Annotated in this window: 15 protein-coding genes and 1 tRNA gene; 5 read left to right on the forward strand and 11 right to left on the reverse strand. The window is 60.4% G+C overall.

Features of this window, described 5'->3' with window-relative positions; genetic code table 11:
* The 5 genes from VJ698_RS14130 to mutL all read right to left on the reverse strand — a co-directional run bounded on the left by VJ698_RS14130 (nucleotide 1) and on the right by mutL (nucleotide 7,710).
* A complete protein-coding gene (locus VJ698_RS14130; RefSeq protein ID WP_324103415.1) occupies nucleotides 1-2,811 on the reverse strand; it encodes a hypothetical protein in 2,811 nt (936 codons plus the stop codon).
* Nucleotides 2,812-3,330: 519 nt separating this feature from the next.
* Nucleotides 3,331-4,593, reverse strand: coding sequence for a tyrosine-type recombinase/integrase (locus VJ698_RS14135; RefSeq protein WP_324103416.1), 1,263 nt, complete (start codon nucleotides 4,591-4,593; stop codon nucleotides 3,331-3,333).
* A 165-nt stretch (nucleotides 4,594-4,758) separates the two neighbouring features.
* Nucleotides 4,759-4,835: transfer RNA gene (locus VJ698_RS14140), tRNA-Met, on the reverse strand.
* A gap of 77 nt (nucleotides 4,836-4,912) precedes the next feature.
* On the reverse strand, nucleotides 4,913-5,869 hold the full coding sequence (gene miaA / locus VJ698_RS14145; RefSeq protein WP_324103417.1) for a tRNA (adenosine(37)-N6)-dimethylallyltransferase MiaA: 957 nt from the start codon (nucleotides 5,867-5,869) through the stop codon (nucleotides 4,913-4,915).
* 35 nt (nucleotides 5,870-5,904) lie between these two features.
* Nucleotides 5,905-7,710 carry a DNA mismatch repair endonuclease MutL gene (gene mutL, locus VJ698_RS14150; RefSeq protein WP_324103472.1) on the reverse strand — a complete coding sequence of 602 codons (1,806 nt, stop codon included), beginning with the start codon at nucleotides 7,708-7,710 and terminating at the stop codon, nucleotides 5,905-5,907.
* A gap of 142 nt (nucleotides 7,711-7,852) precedes the next feature.
* Here mutL and VJ698_RS14155 point away from each other — a divergent pair, with 142 nt between their 5' ends.
* Nucleotides 7,853-8,494: a VTT domain-containing protein gene (locus VJ698_RS14155; RefSeq protein ID WP_324103418.1), complete on the forward strand. Its 642-nt coding sequence runs from the start codon at nucleotides 7,853-7,855 to the stop codon at nucleotides 8,492-8,494.
* Between the two features lie 57 nt (nucleotides 8,495-8,551).
* On the opposite strand, the gene VJ698_RS14160 is transcribed toward VJ698_RS14155, so the two are convergent.
* The 3 genes from VJ698_RS14160 to tsaE all read right to left on the reverse strand — a co-directional run bounded on the left by VJ698_RS14160 (nucleotide 8,552) and on the right by tsaE (nucleotide 11,005).
* The gene (locus VJ698_RS14160) at nucleotides 8,552-9,049 is read right to left on the reverse strand and encodes a chemotaxis protein CheW (RefSeq protein ID WP_324103473.1); all 498 of its coding nucleotides are present in this window, start codon (nucleotides 9,047-9,049) and stop codon (nucleotides 8,552-8,554) included.
* 151 nt (nucleotides 9,050-9,200) lie between these two features.
* Nucleotides 9,201-10,556 carry an N-acetylmuramoyl-L-alanine amidase gene (locus VJ698_RS14165; protein WP_324103419.1) on the reverse strand — a complete coding sequence of 452 codons (1,356 nt, stop codon included), beginning with the start codon at nucleotides 10,554-10,556 and terminating at the stop codon, nucleotides 9,201-9,203.
* Nucleotides 10,520-11,005, reverse strand: a complete 486-nt coding sequence (tsaE, locus tag VJ698_RS14170; RefSeq protein WP_324103420.1) for a tRNA (adenosine(37)-N6)-threonylcarbamoyltransferase complex ATPase subunit type 1 TsaE — start codon at nucleotides 11,003-11,005, stop codon at nucleotides 10,520-10,522. The genes VJ698_RS14165 and tsaE overlap by 37 nt, the downstream gene beginning before the upstream one ends.
* A gap of 8 nt (nucleotides 11,006-11,013) precedes the next feature.
* Here tsaE and queG point away from each other — a divergent pair, with 8 nt between their 5' ends.
* The gene (gene queG, locus VJ698_RS14175) at nucleotides 11,014-12,201 is read left to right on the forward strand and encodes a tRNA epoxyqueuosine(34) reductase QueG (RefSeq protein WP_414691159.1); all 1,188 of its coding nucleotides are present in this window, start codon (nucleotides 11,014-11,016) and stop codon (nucleotides 12,199-12,201) included.
* Here the strand turns inward: queG and VJ698_RS14180 are convergent.
* The 3 genes from VJ698_RS14180 to VJ698_RS14190 all read right to left on the reverse strand — a co-directional run bounded on the left by VJ698_RS14180 (nucleotide 12,160) and on the right by VJ698_RS14190 (nucleotide 16,079).
* On the reverse strand, nucleotides 12,160-13,050 hold the full coding sequence (locus VJ698_RS14180) for an AEC family transporter (protein WP_324103422.1): 891 nt from the start codon (nucleotides 13,048-13,050) through the stop codon (nucleotides 12,160-12,162). The genes queG and VJ698_RS14180 overlap by 42 nt on opposite strands.
* Nucleotides 13,051-13,336: 286 nt before the next feature.
* Nucleotides 13,337-13,927, reverse strand: a complete 591-nt coding sequence (locus VJ698_RS14185; protein WP_324103423.1) for a response regulator transcription factor — start codon at nucleotides 13,925-13,927, stop codon at nucleotides 13,337-13,339.
* Nucleotides 13,928-14,036: 109 nt separating this feature from the next.
* A complete protein-coding gene (locus tag VJ698_RS14190; protein WP_324103424.1) occupies nucleotides 14,037-16,079 on the reverse strand; it encodes a PAS domain S-box protein in 2,043 nt (680 codons plus the stop codon).
* 143 nt (nucleotides 16,080-16,222) lie between these two features.
* Between VJ698_RS14190 and VJ698_RS14195 the strand changes: the two genes are divergently transcribed.
* The 3 genes from VJ698_RS14195 to VJ698_RS14205 all read left to right on the forward strand — a co-directional run bounded on the left by VJ698_RS14195 (nucleotide 16,223) and on the right by VJ698_RS14205 (nucleotide 19,177).
* Complete coding sequence (locus VJ698_RS14195) at nucleotides 16,223-17,227, forward strand: TRAP transporter substrate-binding protein (protein ID WP_324103425.1); 1,005 nt, start codon at nucleotides 16,223-16,225, stop codon at nucleotides 17,225-17,227.
* Nucleotides 17,228-17,336: 109 nt separating this feature from the next.
* Nucleotides 17,337-17,903 carry a TRAP transporter small permease gene (locus tag VJ698_RS14200; RefSeq protein WP_324103426.1) on the forward strand — a complete coding sequence of 189 codons (567 nt, stop codon included), beginning with the start codon at nucleotides 17,337-17,339 and terminating at the stop codon, nucleotides 17,901-17,903.
* Nucleotides 17,900-19,177, forward strand: a complete 1,278-nt coding sequence (locus VJ698_RS14205) for a TRAP transporter large permease subunit (RefSeq protein ID WP_324103427.1) — start codon at nucleotides 17,900-17,902, stop codon at nucleotides 19,175-19,177. Before VJ698_RS14200 ends, VJ698_RS14205 begins: the two co-directional genes overlap by 4 nt.
* Nucleotides 19,178-19,381 lie beyond the last annotated feature (204 nt).

Consider the following 19,381-nt stretch of genomic DNA (forward strand, 5'->3'; position numbering starts at 1 on the left):
TTAGTTGCTCCGTCGTTTACGCAGCGACAGGGCTAGGCGGCGACGCTCGAGTGCGGCCATTGGTTCGACATCCACAGCGTCCACCTTATGGGGAAACCAACCCCCGGCTTGTTTCCATATGGCGTCACTTGCGCCACCAGCAAATACCAGTTGGCCCTCCCGCCCGATTCCCACATACCCCCCGCCTTGTTGCAGCCACCATTGGACCAGCGGGGGCGGTAGGCCGTACATACCCGCATCGAATACGCAGTCCCCATTCGGTAGTACATGGCCAAATGGCTTTCCTGCGATCCCGGTGCGGAATACCTGCGCCCAGGTCAGGCTATCAGTCCACATATAGCCAGATCCTGTGGAAATCCAATAGTCCCGCTTTTGTTTGGAAACCAACCGGAAAAACATTCCTTTTGGGCTAATCGGCTGGGCAGTTGTTGCCGGTTCCCATCGTTGTTTCGCAGCGTTGTAGGCTTCTAACCCGGCGTCGCGTGGCAATTCGCTACCCGACGCAGCTATCGCTGCGGGGAACTCGCGTGGTGGTGAAAGTGGGGCCGGCAAAGGCGCACCGGCGACTACGAGCCCAAGCGACGTAGCGATCTTGAGAATGCGCCCCGGGCCGGAGAGACGAAGCTCGATAACCCCTATCCCGAGGGAGGGACCCTCGGGCGAGAGCCGGAAAGCCTGCTCTTCTGGCATCAGTATCGCCGCTAGAGCTGCACGTTCGGATTTCGACAACAAGCCGCTAATCCTGGCGACACATTGGCCCGGCCCTTGGCCAAGTGATATGGTCCGTGGCGCTGCCACTACTATGGTGTATGGTGAATCGCGCTTCTGGACCGTTTGCAACAAGCCGGATGACAAGAGGAGCCGCTTCAACTGCCATGCCGGCACGCCGGATGCCTCGCTCGCAGGGTTGATGTGGTCCATGAGCTGAGAAAAGGGAAGCGTTGCCCGAGTTTGGAAGCGCAGGGCCAAGGCTTCGCAGAGCCAGTCCAAGGCCGGTGGGATTGCATCCAGCCCAACCTCCACCAACTGCATGGCCCGGTCTCCCGGGCAGCGTTCGAACTTCGGAAGGGGCAAGGAGCGTGCGCTACTGCCGGGTTGTCGTGGCGCCCCGGGGTGCCCATCAATGTAGGAAAGCATTCCACCTGGTCCATCGGCTAGCCAGGAGGTAGGGTCGGGAAGGGGCGTCGGGGCACTCGGCGGGAACATAGTGGTTACACTCAATGAGTACTCCGCGTGGTACGCGTCCTTGGTCACCGCGGCGACCTTCAATGTATGGGGTATCGCTAGCGCTGCCAGCGTCTTGGGCGGAATGGCCAAGCGGCCTTCCCCATCGGTGGGCTCAAGCCCACCCTCGGCCAGTACGTCGCCACCTTCGTTTAAAACCTGAAAACTGCCGGAGGCAACTTTCGGCATGCCAACGAGCGGCACGCTAGCAGGATTGAGCAACAGCATCTGGCCGTCCCACGCGCCACCGGAAAAGCTAATCCGCGGCGGGCGCCAAGCGGTTTGGAGGCCATGCCGGGCATCGTCAGGCATGTCTTCACCGAGGCGTTGCAGCTGCCGTTCAAGGAGCTCTTCGAACAGGAAAACCCTCCACGGCGCGAATCCGCCGTTTGCCCTTGTTTCGGTAAACTTTAACCTCAGGTTCTTGCTAGTTTTGGTTAGCTCATCCGCGATGGCGCCTTTGGCAATAATGCAAGCACCGGCACCGTCGATATGCGAGCCTTCGCTCGTGCGATTTCCAAACTCGTCGAAGTACAGCGCAATGCAGCCAGATTTCAACCGCTTCCATAACTTTAGGCGCGCAAGGTTCGCTTGGAACGCTACCGCAGATTCGACGAGGGCCGGGTTCCACGGCTTGCCATCGGCCAACTTGGTGAAGTTGCGTAACCGCCCGGGACGGGGAGCGCTCGCCGTTGCGAGTTGGCGCGGTAGCTTGCTAGCGGCAATATCGTCAGCCAACAGGTAGAACTCCGGGAAAGCGGGGTCAGTTACATCGATGCCAAGCGCAAACTCCCCCGTCGTCCGCGCTAACTCACGCTGGTTTTCCCAAGTAAGTGCTTCGACAGCGCTCCAAAAGGGGGTTTGGTACGCCTCTTGGTTTTCTGCACGGTTGAGATGATTCCGAAAGACCTCGAACTCTTCTTGGAAGAACTTGCTGAATTTCCCGAGCCTGGCGGAAACGTGGTGGGCGATTTCTTGGAAAGTAGAATCGCTGTCTAGGCCGGCACGGCCAAGCACTTCCTGAAGTCTCAACTCATCGATATAGGCAGGGAAGGCTAGGAGCTTTGAATGGCTGATGAGCCTGTCGTGCCACCTCACGGGAGGCAATTGGAGCACGCGGCAATCAAGGTTGTTTTTCGCACGCCGCACGCTCCAGGCCTCGACATGTTTCCATAGCGACGGAAGGTCACCAAAACCCAAGTGGCCGACCTCCACGGGCTTCAAGAGCGTGGCAAAACGTTCGCGGAAGTTCCCGTGCGAGTGGGTGGTTTCATCGGCACTAGCCGCGAGCAAGGTAAGGTAAAGCGGCGCGACAATGCTTGGATACCCTTGGCGTCGGGTCTGGTTGGCGTGCTCAGACGACCACTCGTAATACGCGCGTATTGTCGCACCGGACTGGCCAAAGCTTCGGATGAACGCCTTCCGGGCTTCCGCATAGCCAGCCGCAGTGTCCCCTGTGGCCTTGGCAAGGAATTTATCCGAAGCCTCGACGCGCCTTACCGGTTGGTTGAGCCTTTCTTGATCGAAGAAAAGGGTTGCCACCAGCGCACGGTTCCAGTCTTCCAGCTTCCATTGCCGCCAGTCCATCAACGCCTTCTTTCCCTAAAAGCCAAGCCTTAAACGGGAGCCAACGTGCAGGAATAAGAACGTTGCAGTTGGTGAACATTAAATTGTAATCCGACTCCTTGGCTCTCTGCCATCCCAAAAAATATGGGATGGCAGAGAGACGCTTGGGTGGGCTACCACTGGTAGGGGAGCGTGAGTTGTTTAAATATTTGCTACCTCTGGATAAGGTGCTGGCATTGCACAGCATTTGCCTAAATTGTCCGTCCGAAGGTGGCCTCCTTTTTCAGTCTCCGCATCCGGTTATTGGAATTGGTGATGATGGAGTTCGGCGGGCGCGGCAAACTTCCATCCCCGGCTTCAAAGGCCAAGGCCGAATTTTTTCATACCGAATTTCTTACCAAAATCTGCCCAACGAAAAAGCCGCACACGGCGGCTTTTCGTAAGTCTTTGATTCTATTGGTCGGGGCGGGGGCGAACTCCCGATCCCTTGCCCTCCCTTTATTCGAAAAATAAATGCGACAGTGGCCCGCGCCAATTTTCTTAGATCGCTCTGCCAAACTTTCCTGCAATCACCTTGCCGCTTGCAACAGTTTCCAGATAGTCAGCGTATTGCTGCATCATGATCCTGCGCTCATCAAGGAACAGGGCGCGGTCGTACGCTTCGCCGTAGGCATCGCCGGAAGCATGGGATAGCTGGCGGTCCACCACCTCGTGCCGATAGCCCAGGCGTTCCTTGATGACACCCATTGCCAGTGACCTGAATCCGTGGCCTGTCATCCTGCCGCTGTATCCCATGCGCTTCAACGCCGCCAGGATGCCGAAATTGGTTGCGGGCTTTTCATGGTCGCGCTGGTTCGGGAACAGATATTTGTTGCTGCCTGTAATGGCGTGCAGTTCCCGCAGCAGTTCCCAGCCCTGGCGTGGGAGGAAAACATGATGATTGACCTTGCGCGGGTTGACCTTCCTTTTGCCCATCTTCATCCGGTGCCAGTCGATTACCCACGACTCGTTTTCCAGGTCGATTTCCGTCCACGGTGTTTCGGTCAGTTCGCTGGTGCGGACAAAGGTCAGCATCATCAGCCGGAACATGACTTTGGTTGGCACGAACATGCGCCCCTCGATCTTTTCAAAGGCGCGGATGAATTCCGGCAAGTCATCCGGGGTAATCGCCGCATGATGCCCCTTGGCGGTCGGCTTGAGTGCGCCCCGCAGGCTGGGTACCGGGTCGGTGTCCGCCTTGCCGCAAGCAATCGCATAGCGGAATATCTGGCTGCAGACTTGTCCCTGCCGCTTCGCCATGTCCAGTGCGCCACGCTTTTCGATCTGGCGCAGCACGTCCAGCATGACGGGGGCCTTGATGTCGGCGATCGGGTGTTTGCCGATCAAGGGGAACACGTCCTTTTCCAGCCGGTGCAGGACATTGGTGGCAGTGCGGGGCTGCCACGTCTCCAGCTTGTTGGCATGCCATTCGCGCGCCACCGCCTCGAACGTGTTGGCGTTCGCGATCGCCTTGTTGACCTTGTCGATTCGTCTGGCTTGCGCCGGGTCTTGTCCCGCCGCCTTCAGCTTCCTTGCATCCATGCGCTTTTGGCGTGCATCCAAGAGCGACACTTCGGGATAGGCGCCGAATGTGAGCCGGTTGTTCTTGCCGTTGGGCTGGCGATAGCTCATGCGCCATATCTTCGAGCCGGTCGGCATGATCTCGAGGTACATGCCGCCGCCGTCGGCCAGGGTGTAGGGCTTGTCCCTGGGCTTGGCGTTTTTTACCTGGGTGTCAGTGAGCGGTTTCGCGAGTTTGGGCATTTTGCATCCAAGCGGTCGAGAAGTTTGCATCCATGGGTGAAAGTATGGATGCAAAAACCGTGGATGTAAATGGATGCTATTGAACGGTATAAAACAAAAAACCCGCATCAGCACGGGGCTAGAAGCGGGTTTTTGGATGTCTCAGGATTTCCTGGGACATGGTATTGGTGGTGATAGGTGGACTTGAACCACCGACCCCAGCATTATGAGTGCTGTGCTCTAACCAGCTGAGCTATATCACCAAAATAGCCCTAAATTATGATGTCGTTCGTTAAGTCTGTCAAGATGGCTTGGGTCGAATTTTTTGCTCGCCCGTATTTTAGCGCTGATCCAGCGCGCGACGCACTTGGCTGAGAACCTGTTCTGTGGCGTCCGAGGCAATGCAATCGATCACGATGCGGTCGGGCATCGCACGCAGCCAGGTCAACTGTCTTTTTGCTAACTGTCTGGTGGCGGCAATCCCTTTTTCGCGCAGGGTCGGCAGGTCGTACTCGCCGTCCAGATATTCCCAGGCCTGCCGGTAGCCGACGCAGCGCATCGACGGGAGCCTGAGATGCAGGTCGCCTCGCGCACGAAGGGCTTGTACTTCTTTCAGCAGGCCGCCGTCCGGCGCGTCCAGCATCGCGTCGAAACGCGCCGCGCAGCGCGCATGCAGGACGCTGCGGTCCGACGGCTCCAGCGAAAGGGGTAGCAGCGTAAATGGCAGTTCTGTCTTTGTCGTCTTGGCAAGCAGCTCGGACATCGGCTTGCCGGTCAGTTCGATGATTTCCAGGGCGCGCTGGATGCGTTGCGCATCATTCGGTTTCAGGCGCGCCGCGGTCACCGGATCGAGCGATGCCAGCCTGGCATGCATGGCCGGTATGCCGATTCTCTCCGCTTCGGCGTTGAGCCGCTCTCGCACTTCGGCATCGGCCTGCGGTAACGCATCGAGCCCCTCGCGCAAGGCCTTGAAATAGAGCATGGTGCCGCCGACGAGCAGCGGCAGTCGACCGCATTGTCTGATCTCCGCAACGAGGTGCAATGCATCTTCGCGAAACTGTGCCGCCGAGTAGCTCTCGGTCGGGTCGAGGATGTCGATCAGGTGATGCGGCACCTCGGCGCGCTCGGCTGCGGTTGGCTTTGCCGTGCCGATGTCCATGCCGCGATAGACCAGCGCGGAATCGACCGAGATGATTTCCGAGGGTATGTGCCGTGCGACCTCGAGCGCCGCGGCGGTCTTGCCGGATGCGGTCGGGCCCATGATGGCGATTGCCAGCGGCTTTGATGCAGTCGTCATGACTGGCCTTGCAGGAAGACAGGCATGCTCACCGCCTATTGTCCGCGCAGGAAAAGCTTGTCGAGGTCGGACAGGGCGAGTTGCACCCATGTCGGCCGGCCGTGGTTGCATTGGTCTGCGCGCTCGGTTGCTTCCATCTGGCGTAGCAAGGCATTCATTTCCGGAATCGTTAGTGCGCGATTGGCGCGCACGGCGGTGTGGCAGGCCAGTGTCCCGAGCATTTCGTTGCGGCGCTCGACCAGCACTCGCGAGCCGCCGAATTCGCGCACGTCCCGCAGCACATCGCGTGCGAGAGACTGAGCATCCGCATTCTTCAGCAGGGCTGGAATGGCGCGCACGGCAAGTGTTGTGGGTGACAATGCGCTGATGTCGAAACCGAGCGCCGTCAATGCGTCGGCATTCTCCTGCGCGGTGCCCACTTCCACCGGATCGGCATAGAAGGTGACTGGAATGAGCAGAGGTTGCACCTGCATCGCGTCGGCGTCCAGCGCATTTTTCAACTGCTCGTAAAGGATGCGCTCATGCGCCGCGTGCATGTCGACGAGAATCAGACCTTTTGTGTTCTGGGCGAGCACATAAATCCCGTGCAATTGTGCGAGCGCAAATCCAAGCGGATGTTCTTCATCGGCAGGCAGTGCCTGCGGCGTGGATACGGCAGAAGGTGCCACGTTATGATCGGGCGTGCTTGCAAACAGTGCACCATAACTTGCGGTGGTCTGCGCGACGCCCAGCCCTGACGAGAATTGCGGAGCAAATGTGGCCTGCTGCGGTTCGCGTATCCATGAGATGGCGGCGGGAGTGGCAGTAACCGGCGCTGGCGCGGATCCGGCAGCGGTCGCCGATGTCTGCGCCAGCACGCGACTGATGGCATGGAAGATGAACTGATGCACCGCGCGGCTGTCGCGGAAGCGCACCTCGATTTTCGACGGGTGCACATTGACGTCGACCAGGGCGGGATCAAGATCCAGGCTTAGCACGTAGGAGGGGTAGCGGTCGCCATGCAGCACGTCCTGGTAGGCGGCGCGCACCGCGTGCGTGAGCAGCTTGTCGCGCACGAAACGACCGTTGACATAGAAATACTGCGCATCGGCGCGCGCCTTTGATGCCGTCGGCAGGCCGACGAAGCCGTAAAGACGCAATGGGCCGGCGCTTTCGTCCAGTGGCATCCGCGCATTGGCAAATTCGTTGCCGAGTATGTGGGCGCTGCGCTTGTCGACTTCGCTGACGTTCCAGTGCTCGACTGTCTTGCCGTTATGCGATAGCGAAAACGCGACATCGGGGCGCGACAGCGCGATGCGGCGCACGACTTCGGCGCAGTGGCCGAATTCGGTCTGCTCCGATTTCAGGAACTTGCGCCGCGCCGGTGTATTGAAATACAGGTCGCGCACGTCGACCGTGGTTCCTTGCGCGCCGGAGGAGGGCGCAGCCTGGCTGTGCTGGCTGCCAGCGAGTTCCCATGCGTGGGCGGCGCCTGCGGTACGCGAAGTCAGCGTCAGTTGCGCGACGGAGGCGATCGATGCCAGCGCTTCACCGCGAAAGCCGAGCGTGATGACATTTTCAAGATCGTCCAGTGAGGCGATCTTGGACGTGGCGTGGCGCGCCAGCGCGAGCGGCATCTGCTCGGGCGGAATGCCGCGCCCGTTGTCGGTGATGGCAATGCGTTTGACGCCGCCTTCTTCCAGTCGCACGGTGATTTGCGTCGCACCGGCATCCAGGGCATTTTCCAGCAACTCCTTGACCACGGCCGATGGGCGGTCGACTACTTCGCCGGCGGCAATTTGCGAGATGAGCTGGTCGGAGAGCGCCTGGATCGGGCGGGCGGGGATGTGCGGTGCGTTCATGGCGGGATTATAACGCTGCATCGATATGTTTCTCTGGCGGGCGATGGCACGGTCCCTGCGGGTTTTGCAAGAGTTTGTTCCATCTCTTTATGCGCGGCAAAGCGCTGGTGTATGATGCCCGCCATCTTTCAGCGGAGCGCCAATGGACTTCATGCAATTCCTCGACATGATCTTGCATGTCGATAAATATCTCGGGCAGGTCATCTCGCAATACGGGACGATGGTGTATGCGATGCTGTTCGCCATTGTGTTTTGCGAGACCGGCCTGGTGGTGCTGCCCTTCCTGCCGGGCGATTCGCTGCTGTTCATCGGCGGCGCGTTTTGTGCTACCGGAGCGATGAACGAGTGGGTCTTGATGCTGCTGCTTATTATCGCGGCGGTGAGCGGCAATACGGTCAACTACTGGATCGGCAGCGCGATCGGGCACAAGGTCTTCACCCACGATTACAGGTGGCTGGACAAGGATGCATTGCGCAAGACCCATGCGTTCTACGAGAACCATGGCGGCAAGACGATCATCCTGGCTCGCTTCATCCCGGTGGTGCGCACCTTCGCGCCCTTCGTGGCGGGCGTGTCCGACATGACCTTCGTCAGGTTCCAGTTCTTCAACGTGGTCGGGGCGACTGCGTGGGTCGTGGGGCTGGTCGCTGCGGGCTACTTCTTCGGCAATATTCCCGTCATCCGGGACCACCTGAACACCATCGTGCTGATCGGCGTTGGCGCAGCGGTGATCCCGGTTGCGCTGGGTGGGCTCTGGAAGCTGTCGAGGCGGGTATTGAAGTAAGAGGGCATCCAGCGGAAACGTGTCCGCTGGACTCCGGTGGTGCCGTCGTGGCAGTGACTATGCGGCGATCTTGTCGATCAGGCCCATTTCCGCACTGGACATGAGCTTGTCGATGTCGACCAGGATCAGCATGCGCTGGTCGACGGTGCCCAGGCCGATCAGATAATCGGTGTTGAGCGCCGTTCCCATTTCGGGTGCGGGCTTGACCTGGTCCGGCGAGAGCGTGATCACGTCGGACACGCTGTCCACCACCATGCCGACAATGCGGCCGCCGATGTTGAGGATGATCACGACGGTGAACTGGTCATAAGTCGGCGTGCCGAGGTTGAACTTGATCCGCATGTCGATGATCGGCACGATGATGCCGCGCAGGTTGACTACGCCCTTGATGAAATCCGGTGCGTTTGCGATGCGTGTCGGCTCTTCGTAACCGCGCAGTTCCTGCACTTTCAGGATATGGATACCGTATTCCTCCTTGCCCAAGGTGAAGGCGAGGAATTCGTTGGTGGCGATATCTGTCTCCGATGCCGTCGCTGCGATGCTGGCTGTTGTCATTTGCGTCATGTCGCTTGTCCTTTTCGAAACTGTCCTTGTTTTCCACGAAGGTGCGGGAAAGTCCGGAACAGGTCAAATCATTTCCGAATCACAATAAAAGAGTAGCAGAGTCTTTGCCGGAATGCGATACGGCGCGATGCCCGAACCGCGGTCAGGTCATGCGGTTCTTCGCCAGCGGCGGATTCTTGGCAAAATATTTCCTGATGCCTTTCAGCACCGCATCCGCCATCTTGTCCTGGTAGGCGTCGTCGGTCAGTTTCGCTTCTTCTTCCGGATTCGAGATGAAGGCGGTTTCGATCAGGATGCTGGGAATGTCCGGCGCCTTGAGTACGGCAAAGCCCGCCTGCTCGACCGCGGCCTTGTGCAGGCGGTTGATGCCGCCGATCTCGCCGAGTACGGCCTTGGCTAGTTTCAGGCTGTCGTTGATCTGCGCGGTAGTGGACAGATCGAGCAGCACACGGGCGAGCTGCCGGTCGTGCACCTTGATGTTGACGCCACCGATCAGGTCGGCGGCGTTTTCCTTGTTGGCCAGCCAGCGCGCGGCGGTGGACGACGCGCCTTTCTCCGATAGCACGAAGACGGACGAGCCGCGTGCGGTGGATTCGATCCACGCGTCGGCATGGATTGATACGAACAGGTCAGCCTGCACCTTGCGGGCTTTCTGCACCCGCACGTGCAGGGGCACAAAATAGTCGGCGTCGCGCGTGAGCATGACGCGCATGTTCGGCTGGCCTTCGATCTTGCCCTTGAGGCGTTTGGCGATCGACAGAACCACGTCCTTCTCGCGGCTGCCCGCGCGGCCGATCGCTCCCGGATCCTCGCCGCCGTGACCGGGGTCGAGCGCGATGGTGATCATGCGTGTCAGGACGGCCGGCTTGTCTTCCCTTGGATCGGTCTTCGCGGTCTGCGCCTCAGGATGGGTGGCGGTGGCTGCGGGCGGTGCCTCCGTCCTGGCATCCGCGCCGGGCGGGGTGGGGTCGGCAGGCTTGTCGTTTCCCCATTCGCCCTTGGCGATCAGCGCGGCGATCGGATCCGGCGGATTGACCGGATAGAGGTCGAAAATCAGGCGGTGCCGGTATTCGCCGATTGGCGCCAGGGTGAAGACCTGCGGATTGACTTCTTCCTTCAGGTCGAACACCAGGCGTACCACGTTGGGGCGATTCTGGCCTACGCGCACATTCCTGATGTAGGGGTCGTTCGGCTCGATTTTGGCGACCAGCTGCTTGAGGGTGGGGTTGAGTTCAAGGCCCTCGATGTCGACCACCAGCCGCTCCGGATCCTTGACGATGAAGTGGCTGGCCTTGAGGTTGCTGTCGTTCTCGAGCGTGACGCGGGTATAGTCTTCGGCCGGCCAGACGCGCACGGCAAGGATCTGCGCAGCGCGTGCGGGAAGCGGTGCGAAAACGGAAAGGAGCAGCGTTCCACCGGCCTTGAGGACGGCGCGACGCGTCCTGGAGGACGCGGCAGGTTTTACAGGTTCGGTGCGAAGTTCAGACGGTCGAGACATTGACAACCCTGATCGGACAAGCCTCGTAATTCTATCTCACGTCCGTCGCCAGAGATGCTTAAATGCACGTTGATGTCTGGCGCGGGCAACACGCCCTCAGCTTTTTCCGGCCATTCGATCACGCAGACGGTGTTTTCATTAAAGTAGTCGCGGAATCCGGCATCGAGAAATTCGTCGGGGCCAGCGAGGCGGTACAGATCGAAGTGAATGACCTCGACCTGGCGAGGGCCGAGCGCGACGCGATAGGGCTCGGCCAGCGTGTAGGTCGGGCTCTTGACATGGCCGGCGTAGCCCGCGGCATGCAGCATGGCGCGGGTGAGCGCGGTCTTGCCGGCGCCAAGGTCGCCGTGCAGGTAGATGGTCAGGCCGGGCGCAAGCGCGCGCGCCAATGCGGCGCCGAGCGCGGCGGTGCCTTCTTCATCGTGCAGGTAGGTCTGGAAGTGCTGCATCTCGTAAAATGGATTCTTTATCGCGTTTGGCGCGGGCGCAAAATGCCCGCGCTGCAAGAAGCTGTGCCATGAACTTCCCCCATCACAATCTGTCCGCACTCGCATTGTCCATCAAGGCGTGGGGGCGCGAGCTGGGCTTTTCCGAAATCGGGATTGCGGATGTCGACCTGTCGCATGCCGAGCCCGGCTTGCAGGACTGGCTTGACGCAGGTCTTCACGGCGACATGGATTATATGGCAGCGCACGGAATGAAGCGCGCGCGCCCGCCGGAACTGGTTCCGGGCACCATTCGTATTATCACCGCGCGCATGAATTACCTGCCGCACGATGCCGGCGACGACTGGCGCGACCGGGAAGAGGCGCGGAATGCCCATGCGCAGAACGCGGCCATTTCGGTGTATGCGCGCGGCCGCGATTATCACAAGGTGTTGCGCTCGCGCCTGCAGCAGCTGGCCGACCGCATCCGCAAGGAAATCGGCGATTTCGGTTTTCGCGTTTTCACCGATTCGGCGCCGGTACTGGAGGTCGAGCTGGCGCAAAAATCCGGCATCGGCTGGCGCGGCAAGCACACCCTGCTGCTGAACCGTCATGCGGGCTCCATGTTCTTCCTCGGTGAACTGTATACCGACCTGCCGCTGCCGGTGGACGAGCCTGGCGACGCGCATTGCGGCCAGTGCCGGGCCTGCATCGATGTCTGCCCGACGCAGGCCATCCTCGGCCCGTACCGGCTGGACGCGCGGCGCTGCATTTCCTATCTCACCATCGAACTCAAGGGCAGCATTCCACTGGAACTGCGTCCGCTGATTGGCAACCGCGTGTATGGCTGCGACGACTGCCAGCTCGTCTGCCCATGGAACAAGTTCGCGGAACGTGCGACGCTGCCGGACTTCGACGTGCGCAACGGGCTGGACGATGCAACGCTGGTCGAGCTGTTCGCGTGGACTGAGGAGGAGTTCAACCGCCGGCTGGAAGGCAGTCCGATCCGGCGTATCGGTCATGAGCGCTGGCTCAGGAATATCGCGGTGGGGCTGGGCAATGCGGCGGGCCGGATGCCCAATGCACCGGAGATCATCGCTGCTTTGCGCTCGCGCGCGGACCATCCTTCCGATATCGTGCGCGAGCATGTCGCCTGGGCGCTCGCGCAGCACGCCGCATTAGCGCACGAGGCCGAGCCAGACCGGCAGGGTCAGCACTGAGAGTGCGGTGCCGGACGAGATCAGGAAGGCGACGAAGGGGCCGTTGCCGCCCATGCGCGTGGCAAGCACGTAGGCGCTCGACGCGGTCGGCAATGCGCAGAACACCACGGCAATCTGCAGTTGCAGGGGCGGCAGATCCATCCAGCGTCCGAGTGCGTAGGCGATGGCGGGCAGCGCGAGCAGTTTGACCGCGAGGAAGTAGCTCGCCATGCCTTTCGCTTCATGCAATCCCGACAAGCGCAGGCCGGCGCCAACGGCGATCAGACCGACCGCGATGGAGGCATTGCCCATGCGCGACAGCGTGGCGCCGATCACTTCGGGCAGATGCAGGCCGAGCAGGTTGACCGCCATGCCGGAAGCAGTCGCGATCAGCAAGGGATTCTTCGCCAACTCCACCAGCAATCCGCCATTCTTGTGCACCAGCGCATGCACTGCCGCCATGTTGCAGATCGGGACGACAAAGCCCATGATCAGCGCCATCAGCGACGTTCCCTGTTCACCGGCGAGGCGCGATGCGATCGCCAGCGCGATGTAGGAATTGAAGCGGAAGGCGGTCTGCACGCCGGATTCGAACATCATCGGCGGGCTGCGGAACAACGGCCTGGCCAGCCAGCCCAGCGCGACGCCGCTGCAGGTGCCGGTGATCGCTACCGCCAGCATCTTGCCGGTGCTGCCGAAATCAAAGGCCGTGCGCGAGGTGGAGTAGAACAGCAGTGCGGGGAAGAGGAAAAAGTAGATGAGCTTTTCCAGTCCGCTCCAGAATTGCGTTCCCCAATCCGTGAAGCGCATCAGCAGGACGCCGAGCAGGATCAGCGCGAAGTCAGGGAAGAGCAGCGTAAAAATCGACATGGAACGGCGCACATGAGGCCACGGAAAACGTCAATGGTAGCGGGGTTCCGGTTTTGTTGCCGTAAGTGATAACTCGTAGGGGAGTGGCCTTGCTGCGTTCGTCAGGGCTGTCCACGGAAAACACGAAAAACACGGAAAGATTTTTCAACGTTTTTGAGGGTGGGCTCGCTCTGACGCTGACGGGGCGGATCTGGGAGTGATTACAACTAGCCAACCCAAGGCGGGCAGAGCACGGGAAATCATCTGTCGATTTCGTGTCTTCCGTGTTTTCCGTGGACGCCCGAAGTTATTTCAGCAGACGCGCCAACTCCACCGCCGTCTTGACGTTCATCTTGTCGAAGATGTGGGCGCGGTGGACTTCGACGGTGCGCATGCTGATGCCGAGTTCGTCGGCGATGACCTTGTTCATCTTGCCGGCGAGGATGAGGTCGAGCACTTCGCGTTCGCGGATGGAGAGCGCGGCGAGGCGCGACTGGACTTCATCGGCGGCTCCGGCTTCCAGCGACGCGGCGAGCGCTTCCTGCACGCGGTCCATCAGCTTGTTGTCATTGAAGGGCTTTTCGAAAAAGTCGAAGGCGCCGCGCTTGAGGGTGTCAACTGCCATCGGCACGTCGCCGTGGCCGGTGAGGAAGATGACAGGCATGCGCCGGGTGAGACCGCGGGCAGTAAGCGAATCGAACAGGGCGGCGCCGCTGATGTCGGGCATGCGCACGTCGAGAAGGATGCATTCGCCTTGCGGATCGAAGCCCTTGGATTGGCCCAGTGCGGCCAGGAACGCCGTGCCGCTTTCGTATCCTGTCGCCGCGATCGAGCGGGAACGCGCGAGCCACGTGAGCGAGTCACGAATGACTTCTTCGTCATCGACAATGTGCAGCATCCAGTTTCCTCAGTGTTGCCGGAATGGCCAGAGTTTCGCCGGGGAATGGTCTCATCATTCCCATGTGTGGCGGTTCCGGTTTCCGGTCATGGCCATGCGCGGCCTGCCGTTATTTTCCGGTGATTATCGCCGAATCTGCCGAGGAAGGCACGATGGATTCGATCAGACCGGGCAAGGAGAAGCGGAAGATCGTGCCGCCGTCGGGATTGTGGGCGTGGACGAGCGTCCCGCCGTGGAATTCGACCGCGGTGCGGCAGATGTTCAGGCCCATGCCCATGCCTTCGGCCTTGGTCGAGAAGAAGGGGGAAAACAGACGCTCCGCGACCTCCGCCGAGATGCCGTGGCCGTTGTCGATGACGGAGATGACGACGGTGTGGCGCTGCGCGGGGTCGCGCTCCGCGGTGATGCGCAGGATGCGGCGTTCCGGGGCGACTTCCTGCATTGCTTCGATGGCGTTGCGCGTGAGGTTGAGCAGTACTTGTTCCAGCATCACGCGATCGGCCAGCACGACTGGCAGGTTCGGCTCGATGCGGGTGTTGATGGCCACGAAAAACTGATGCGCCTGCAGCTCGATCAGCGGAATGACGCTGTCGATCAGCTCGGTCACCGTCAATGGCTCGCGGCTCGGCTCGCGCCGCTTCACGAAGGTATGGACGCTGCGGATGATGTGACCGGCGCGCTGCGCCTGGGTGCCGGCTTTTTCCAGCGCCGGCTTGAGCAGTTCCAAGTCGAGGCTGCCGGGGTGCGCGGCATGGTTGCTGATCATGTTGAGCGCGCCGGTGGTGTAGCTGGAAATCGCGGCGAGCGGCTGGTTGAGTTCATGCGCCAGGGTTGACGCAATCTCGCCCATGGTCGCCAGGCGCGCGCTGGCCTGCAGCTTTTCCTGCTGACGCCGGTTTAGGTCTTCCACCTGCTTGCGGTCGGAAATATCGAGGATTGATCCCATCCAGCCGGTCTGCTTGCCGGTGTCGTCGACCAGCGGGGACTCGAAGATCAGCACCGGGAAGCGCTCGCCGCCGGAGCGCTGGAAGACGGTCTCGAACTGCGGCGTCACTTGTCCAGCCAGAACCTGGCTGAAGCGCTGCTGGTATTCGTTCATGGCCTCAGGCGCCCAGTAGGGCATGGGCGGCGACTTGCCGACCAACTCCTCGGCCGGGATGCCGACCATTTTGCAGAAGGCGGGATTGACATAGGTCACCCGGCCGTTCAGGTCGCGTGCGCGCAGGCCTGTCATCAGCGAGTTTTCCATGGCGGTGCGGAACGCGACCTGCTGCCGCAGTGCACCTTCAGCCGCGAGGCGACGGTTGATGTCGCGCCACAGCGCATACAGGCTCCACAGCAGTCCGAGCGACAGCGCGATGACGGAAGCGACCAGCAGGCTGGGCAGCAGCTTCGGTTCACCTTTCACGCTGTTGGTGCGCAGCGACAGCGTCACGCCCGGCAGTTCGAGCGGCCGGCGGTGGGTGTAGACGCCGCGACCGGGGCCGCCCGCAGCGCGCGCTTCAAGCGTATTGTCATCCTGGTCGGTGATGGCGATCTCGTTGTCCTGCGCAAACCACCACGGCACCATCTCGTTCAGGATGCTCGCCAGCGAGTAGCTGGCCACCAGATCGCCGATGTATTCCTCGCCACTGAAGATCGGGACGTGATAATCGAGCGTCATCGCGCCGGACAGGATCTTCGTGCGTGCCGGACTGCTGTAGCGCGGCATCCTGGACTTGCGCGCATCGTCGGCGGCCATGATCGACTCGACCGGGTAATCGCGCAGCGACAGCGGCGCCTCGTCGGTTGATACCACCAGGTTGCCGCTCGCGTCGAATTGTGCGATGCGCGAGATTTCGTGGTTGTTGCGCATCAGCGCGGTGATGCGGTCGTGCACCCGCTTTTCCGACGCGGCGCGGTTGCCGATCTCGGTCGCGATCAGGCGCAGGCTTTCGTCGTCGCGGCTGAGCTGGAACTGGATGGTTTGTTCCACCCACAATGTATCCGCAATCAACTGCTCCTGGCGCTCGTTGGCTTCCATGCGCTGCGTCTGCCAGGGCAGCCAGAGCAGCGTTGACAGGAACACGAACACCAGCAGGATGGGCAGCAGCCAGCGCCACGCATGACGGCGTGACGGAAAGACAAAATTGAACTTCGGGCGGCGGGGCATGGGCCTAGTTTAATCCAGGAAAAGCTTGATCCAGGTGTGACGTAGTTGTGGTTATCCACAGTTGTGACCGGCAGCAAGCCTGACGACAATACTCTTGCAGATCCGAAAAGGTCTTGTTCCCCACCATTGAAATGGAGACATTCATGAAGCTGAAATCCCTGGTTTTCGCCCTGTCCGTCGCGGCAATTGTCAGCGGCAACGCATTCGCGCAAGCGCCCATCGTCATTAAGTTCAGCCACGTGGTGGCCAACGATACGCCTAAGGGAAAGGCTGCGGAGCGTTTCAAGGAGCTTGCCGAAAAGGCAACCAAGGGCCGCGTGAAGGTCGAAGTCTATCCGAACAGCACGCTCTACAAGGATAAGGAAGAAATGGAGGCGCTGCAACTCGGCGCCGTGCAGATGCTCGCACCGTCGCTGGCCAAGTTCGGTCCGCTCGGCGTGAAGGAATTCGAAGTCTTTGACCTGCCGTACATTTTCCCGAGCAAGGACGTACTGTACCGCGTCACGGAAGGCCCGATCGGCAAGCAGCTGTTCCAGAAGCTGGAATCCAAGGGCATTACCGGCCTCGCTTACTGGGACAACGGCTTCAAGGTCATGTCCGCCAACAAGCCGTTGCACCATCCGGCCGACTTCAAGGGCCTGAAGATGCGCATCCAGTCGTCCAAAGTGTTGGACGCCCAGATGCGCGCCCTCGGCGCCAACCCGCAAGTGATGGCCTTCTCCGAAGTCTATCAGGCGCTGCAGACCGGCGTGGTCGACGGCACCGAGAACCCGCCGTCCAATCTCTACACCCAGAAGATGCATGAAGTGCAGAAGCACGTGACCGTCTCCAACCACGGCTACCTGGGCTACGCGGTGATCGTCAACAAGAAGTTCTGGGACGGCCTGCCGGCCGACATCCGTACCGAGTTGGACGGTGCGATGAAGGAAGCGACCAAGTACGCCAATGCGATCGCGCAGCAGGAAAACGACAAGGCGCTGGACGCGGTGAAGAAGTCGGGCAAGTCGACGGTCTATGTCCTGACCGATGCCGAAAAGGCTGAATGGCGCAAGGCTCTGCAACCGGTGCAGAAGGAAATGGAAGGCCGCATCGGCAAGGATCTGATCCAGGCCGTCAACAAGGAATCCGCAGCACTGGGTTTCAAGTAATCGAATGGCGGCAAGCATGCGGGTCTGCGTGATCGACACATGATCCGCATCGCGTAAATAGGGCAACGGGAGGCTGCATGGGCAGCCTCTCTGCCAAACAGGAGAACCTATGAAATTTCTCGATCATCTGGAGGAGTGGATCATCGCCTTCCTGATGGGCGCGGCGACGCTGGTGACCTTTGTCGCCGTGCTGCATCGCTACGCTTCCGGCCTGGACGTCATTCCCGGGCTGCAGGACTGGCTCATCACGCTCAATACGAGCTGGGCGCAGGAGATCACCATTTACATGTTCGTGTGGATGGCCAAGTTTGGCGCGGCGTATGGCGTGCGTACCGGCATCCACGTCGGTGTCGACGTGCTGATCAACAAGCTCAACACGCCGTGGCGCAACAAGTTCATCGTGATCGGCCTGATGTGCGGCGCGCTGTTTACTGGCATCGTCGGCACGCTGGGCTTCAATTTCGTACGCGACCTGAGCCACACCACCAGTTCTTCAGAAGTGCTGGAACTGCCCATGTGGATGGTGTATTCCGCTGTGCCGCTCGGTTCCTACCTGATGTGCTTCCGCTTCCTGCAAGTGGCATGGCGCTTCATCAAGACTGGCGATCTGCCCAAGCATGACCACGCGCATGTCGAGGGTATCGAAAACGAAGACATCGAGGGAAGCAAAGCATGAACGCGGCAATCATCTTCATCCTCCTGATCGTGCTGATGCTGACCGGCATGCCGGTCTCCATCTCGCTCGGTCTGACCGTGCTGACCTTCCTGTTCACGATGACGCAGGTGCCGGTCGAATCGGTCGCGCTCAAGCTGTTCACGGGCATCGAGAATTTCGAGATCATGGCGATCCCGTTCTTCATCCTGGCAGGTAACTTCCTCACGCATGGCGGCGTGGCGCGGCGCATGATCAACTTCGCCACGTCGATGGTCGGTCACTGGCACGGCGGTCTGGCACTGGCAGGCGTGGTGGCATGCGCACTGTTCGCTGCCGTCTCGGGTTCGTCGCCGGCAACGGTGGTTGCGATCGGCTCGATCCTGATGCCGGCCATGGTCAAGCAGGGCTATCCGAAGAGCTTCGGCGCAGGCGTGATCACCACCTCGGGCGCGCTCGGCATCCTGATCCCGCCGTCGATCGTGATGGTGATGTATTCCGTCTCGACCAACACCTCCGTCGGCAAGCTCTTCATGGCCGGCGTGGTGCCTGGCCTGATACTGGCATCCATGCTGGGTCTGACCACCTGGGCGCTGGCACGCAAGAAGAATTATCCGCGCATGAAGCGCTCGACCTGGGCAGAGCGTATGGCCGCGTTCCGCAAGAGCGCCTGGGGCCTGCTGCTGATCGTGATCGTGATGGGCGGCATCTACACCGGCGTCTTCACGCCGACGGAAGCCGCGGCCATGTCCGCCGTGTATGCCTTCGTCATCGCCGTGTTCGTCTACAAGGACCTGAAGCTCAGCCAGGTGCCGAAGGTCCTGTTGGACTCGGCGTCGATGTCGGCGATGCTGCTGTACATCATCACCAACGCGGTGCTGTTCTCCTACCTGATGACGCATGAAAACATTCCGCAAGCCATGGCGGGCTGGATCATGGACAAGGGCTTTGGTCCGGTCAGCTTCCTGCTGGTGGTGAACATCCTGCTGCTGCTTGCAGGTAACGTGATGGAGCCGTCTTCGATCACGCTGATCATGGCACCGATCCTGTTCCCGGTGGCTTCGGCGCTGGGCATCGACCCGGTTCACTTCGGCATCATCATGACGGTGAACATGGAAGTCGGCATGTGCCATCCGCCTGTCGGCCTGAACCTGTATGTGGCATCGGGGATCACGAAGATGGGCATTACGGAGCTCACGGTGGCAGTGATGCCGTGGCTGCTGACGATGATCGCATTCCTGTTGCTCATCACCTATGTGCCGCAACTTTCGCTCTGGCTGCCTAACCTGGTGTTCTAGACCTAGCTGCTTGTTCTGAAATAGATCGAGGCGCGTCTGCGGGCGCGCCTTTTTTATTGCATATAACGCCAGCCTTGTTGTTTTTTGCGTGGTTTTCGCGATGGATTTTGACGACAGCCATGCTACGTGAAAGACACAATAGATGCCGCACGGCAACAAGTTTATGATCGAGAGAAAGCCCATGAATTCGGACAACGTGGTAAC

The organism is Noviherbaspirillum sp. (assembly GCF_035254685.1).
In the GTDB taxonomy this organism is placed as follows: domain Bacteria; phylum Pseudomonadota; class Gammaproteobacteria; order Burkholderiales; family Burkholderiaceae_D; genus Noviherbaspirillum.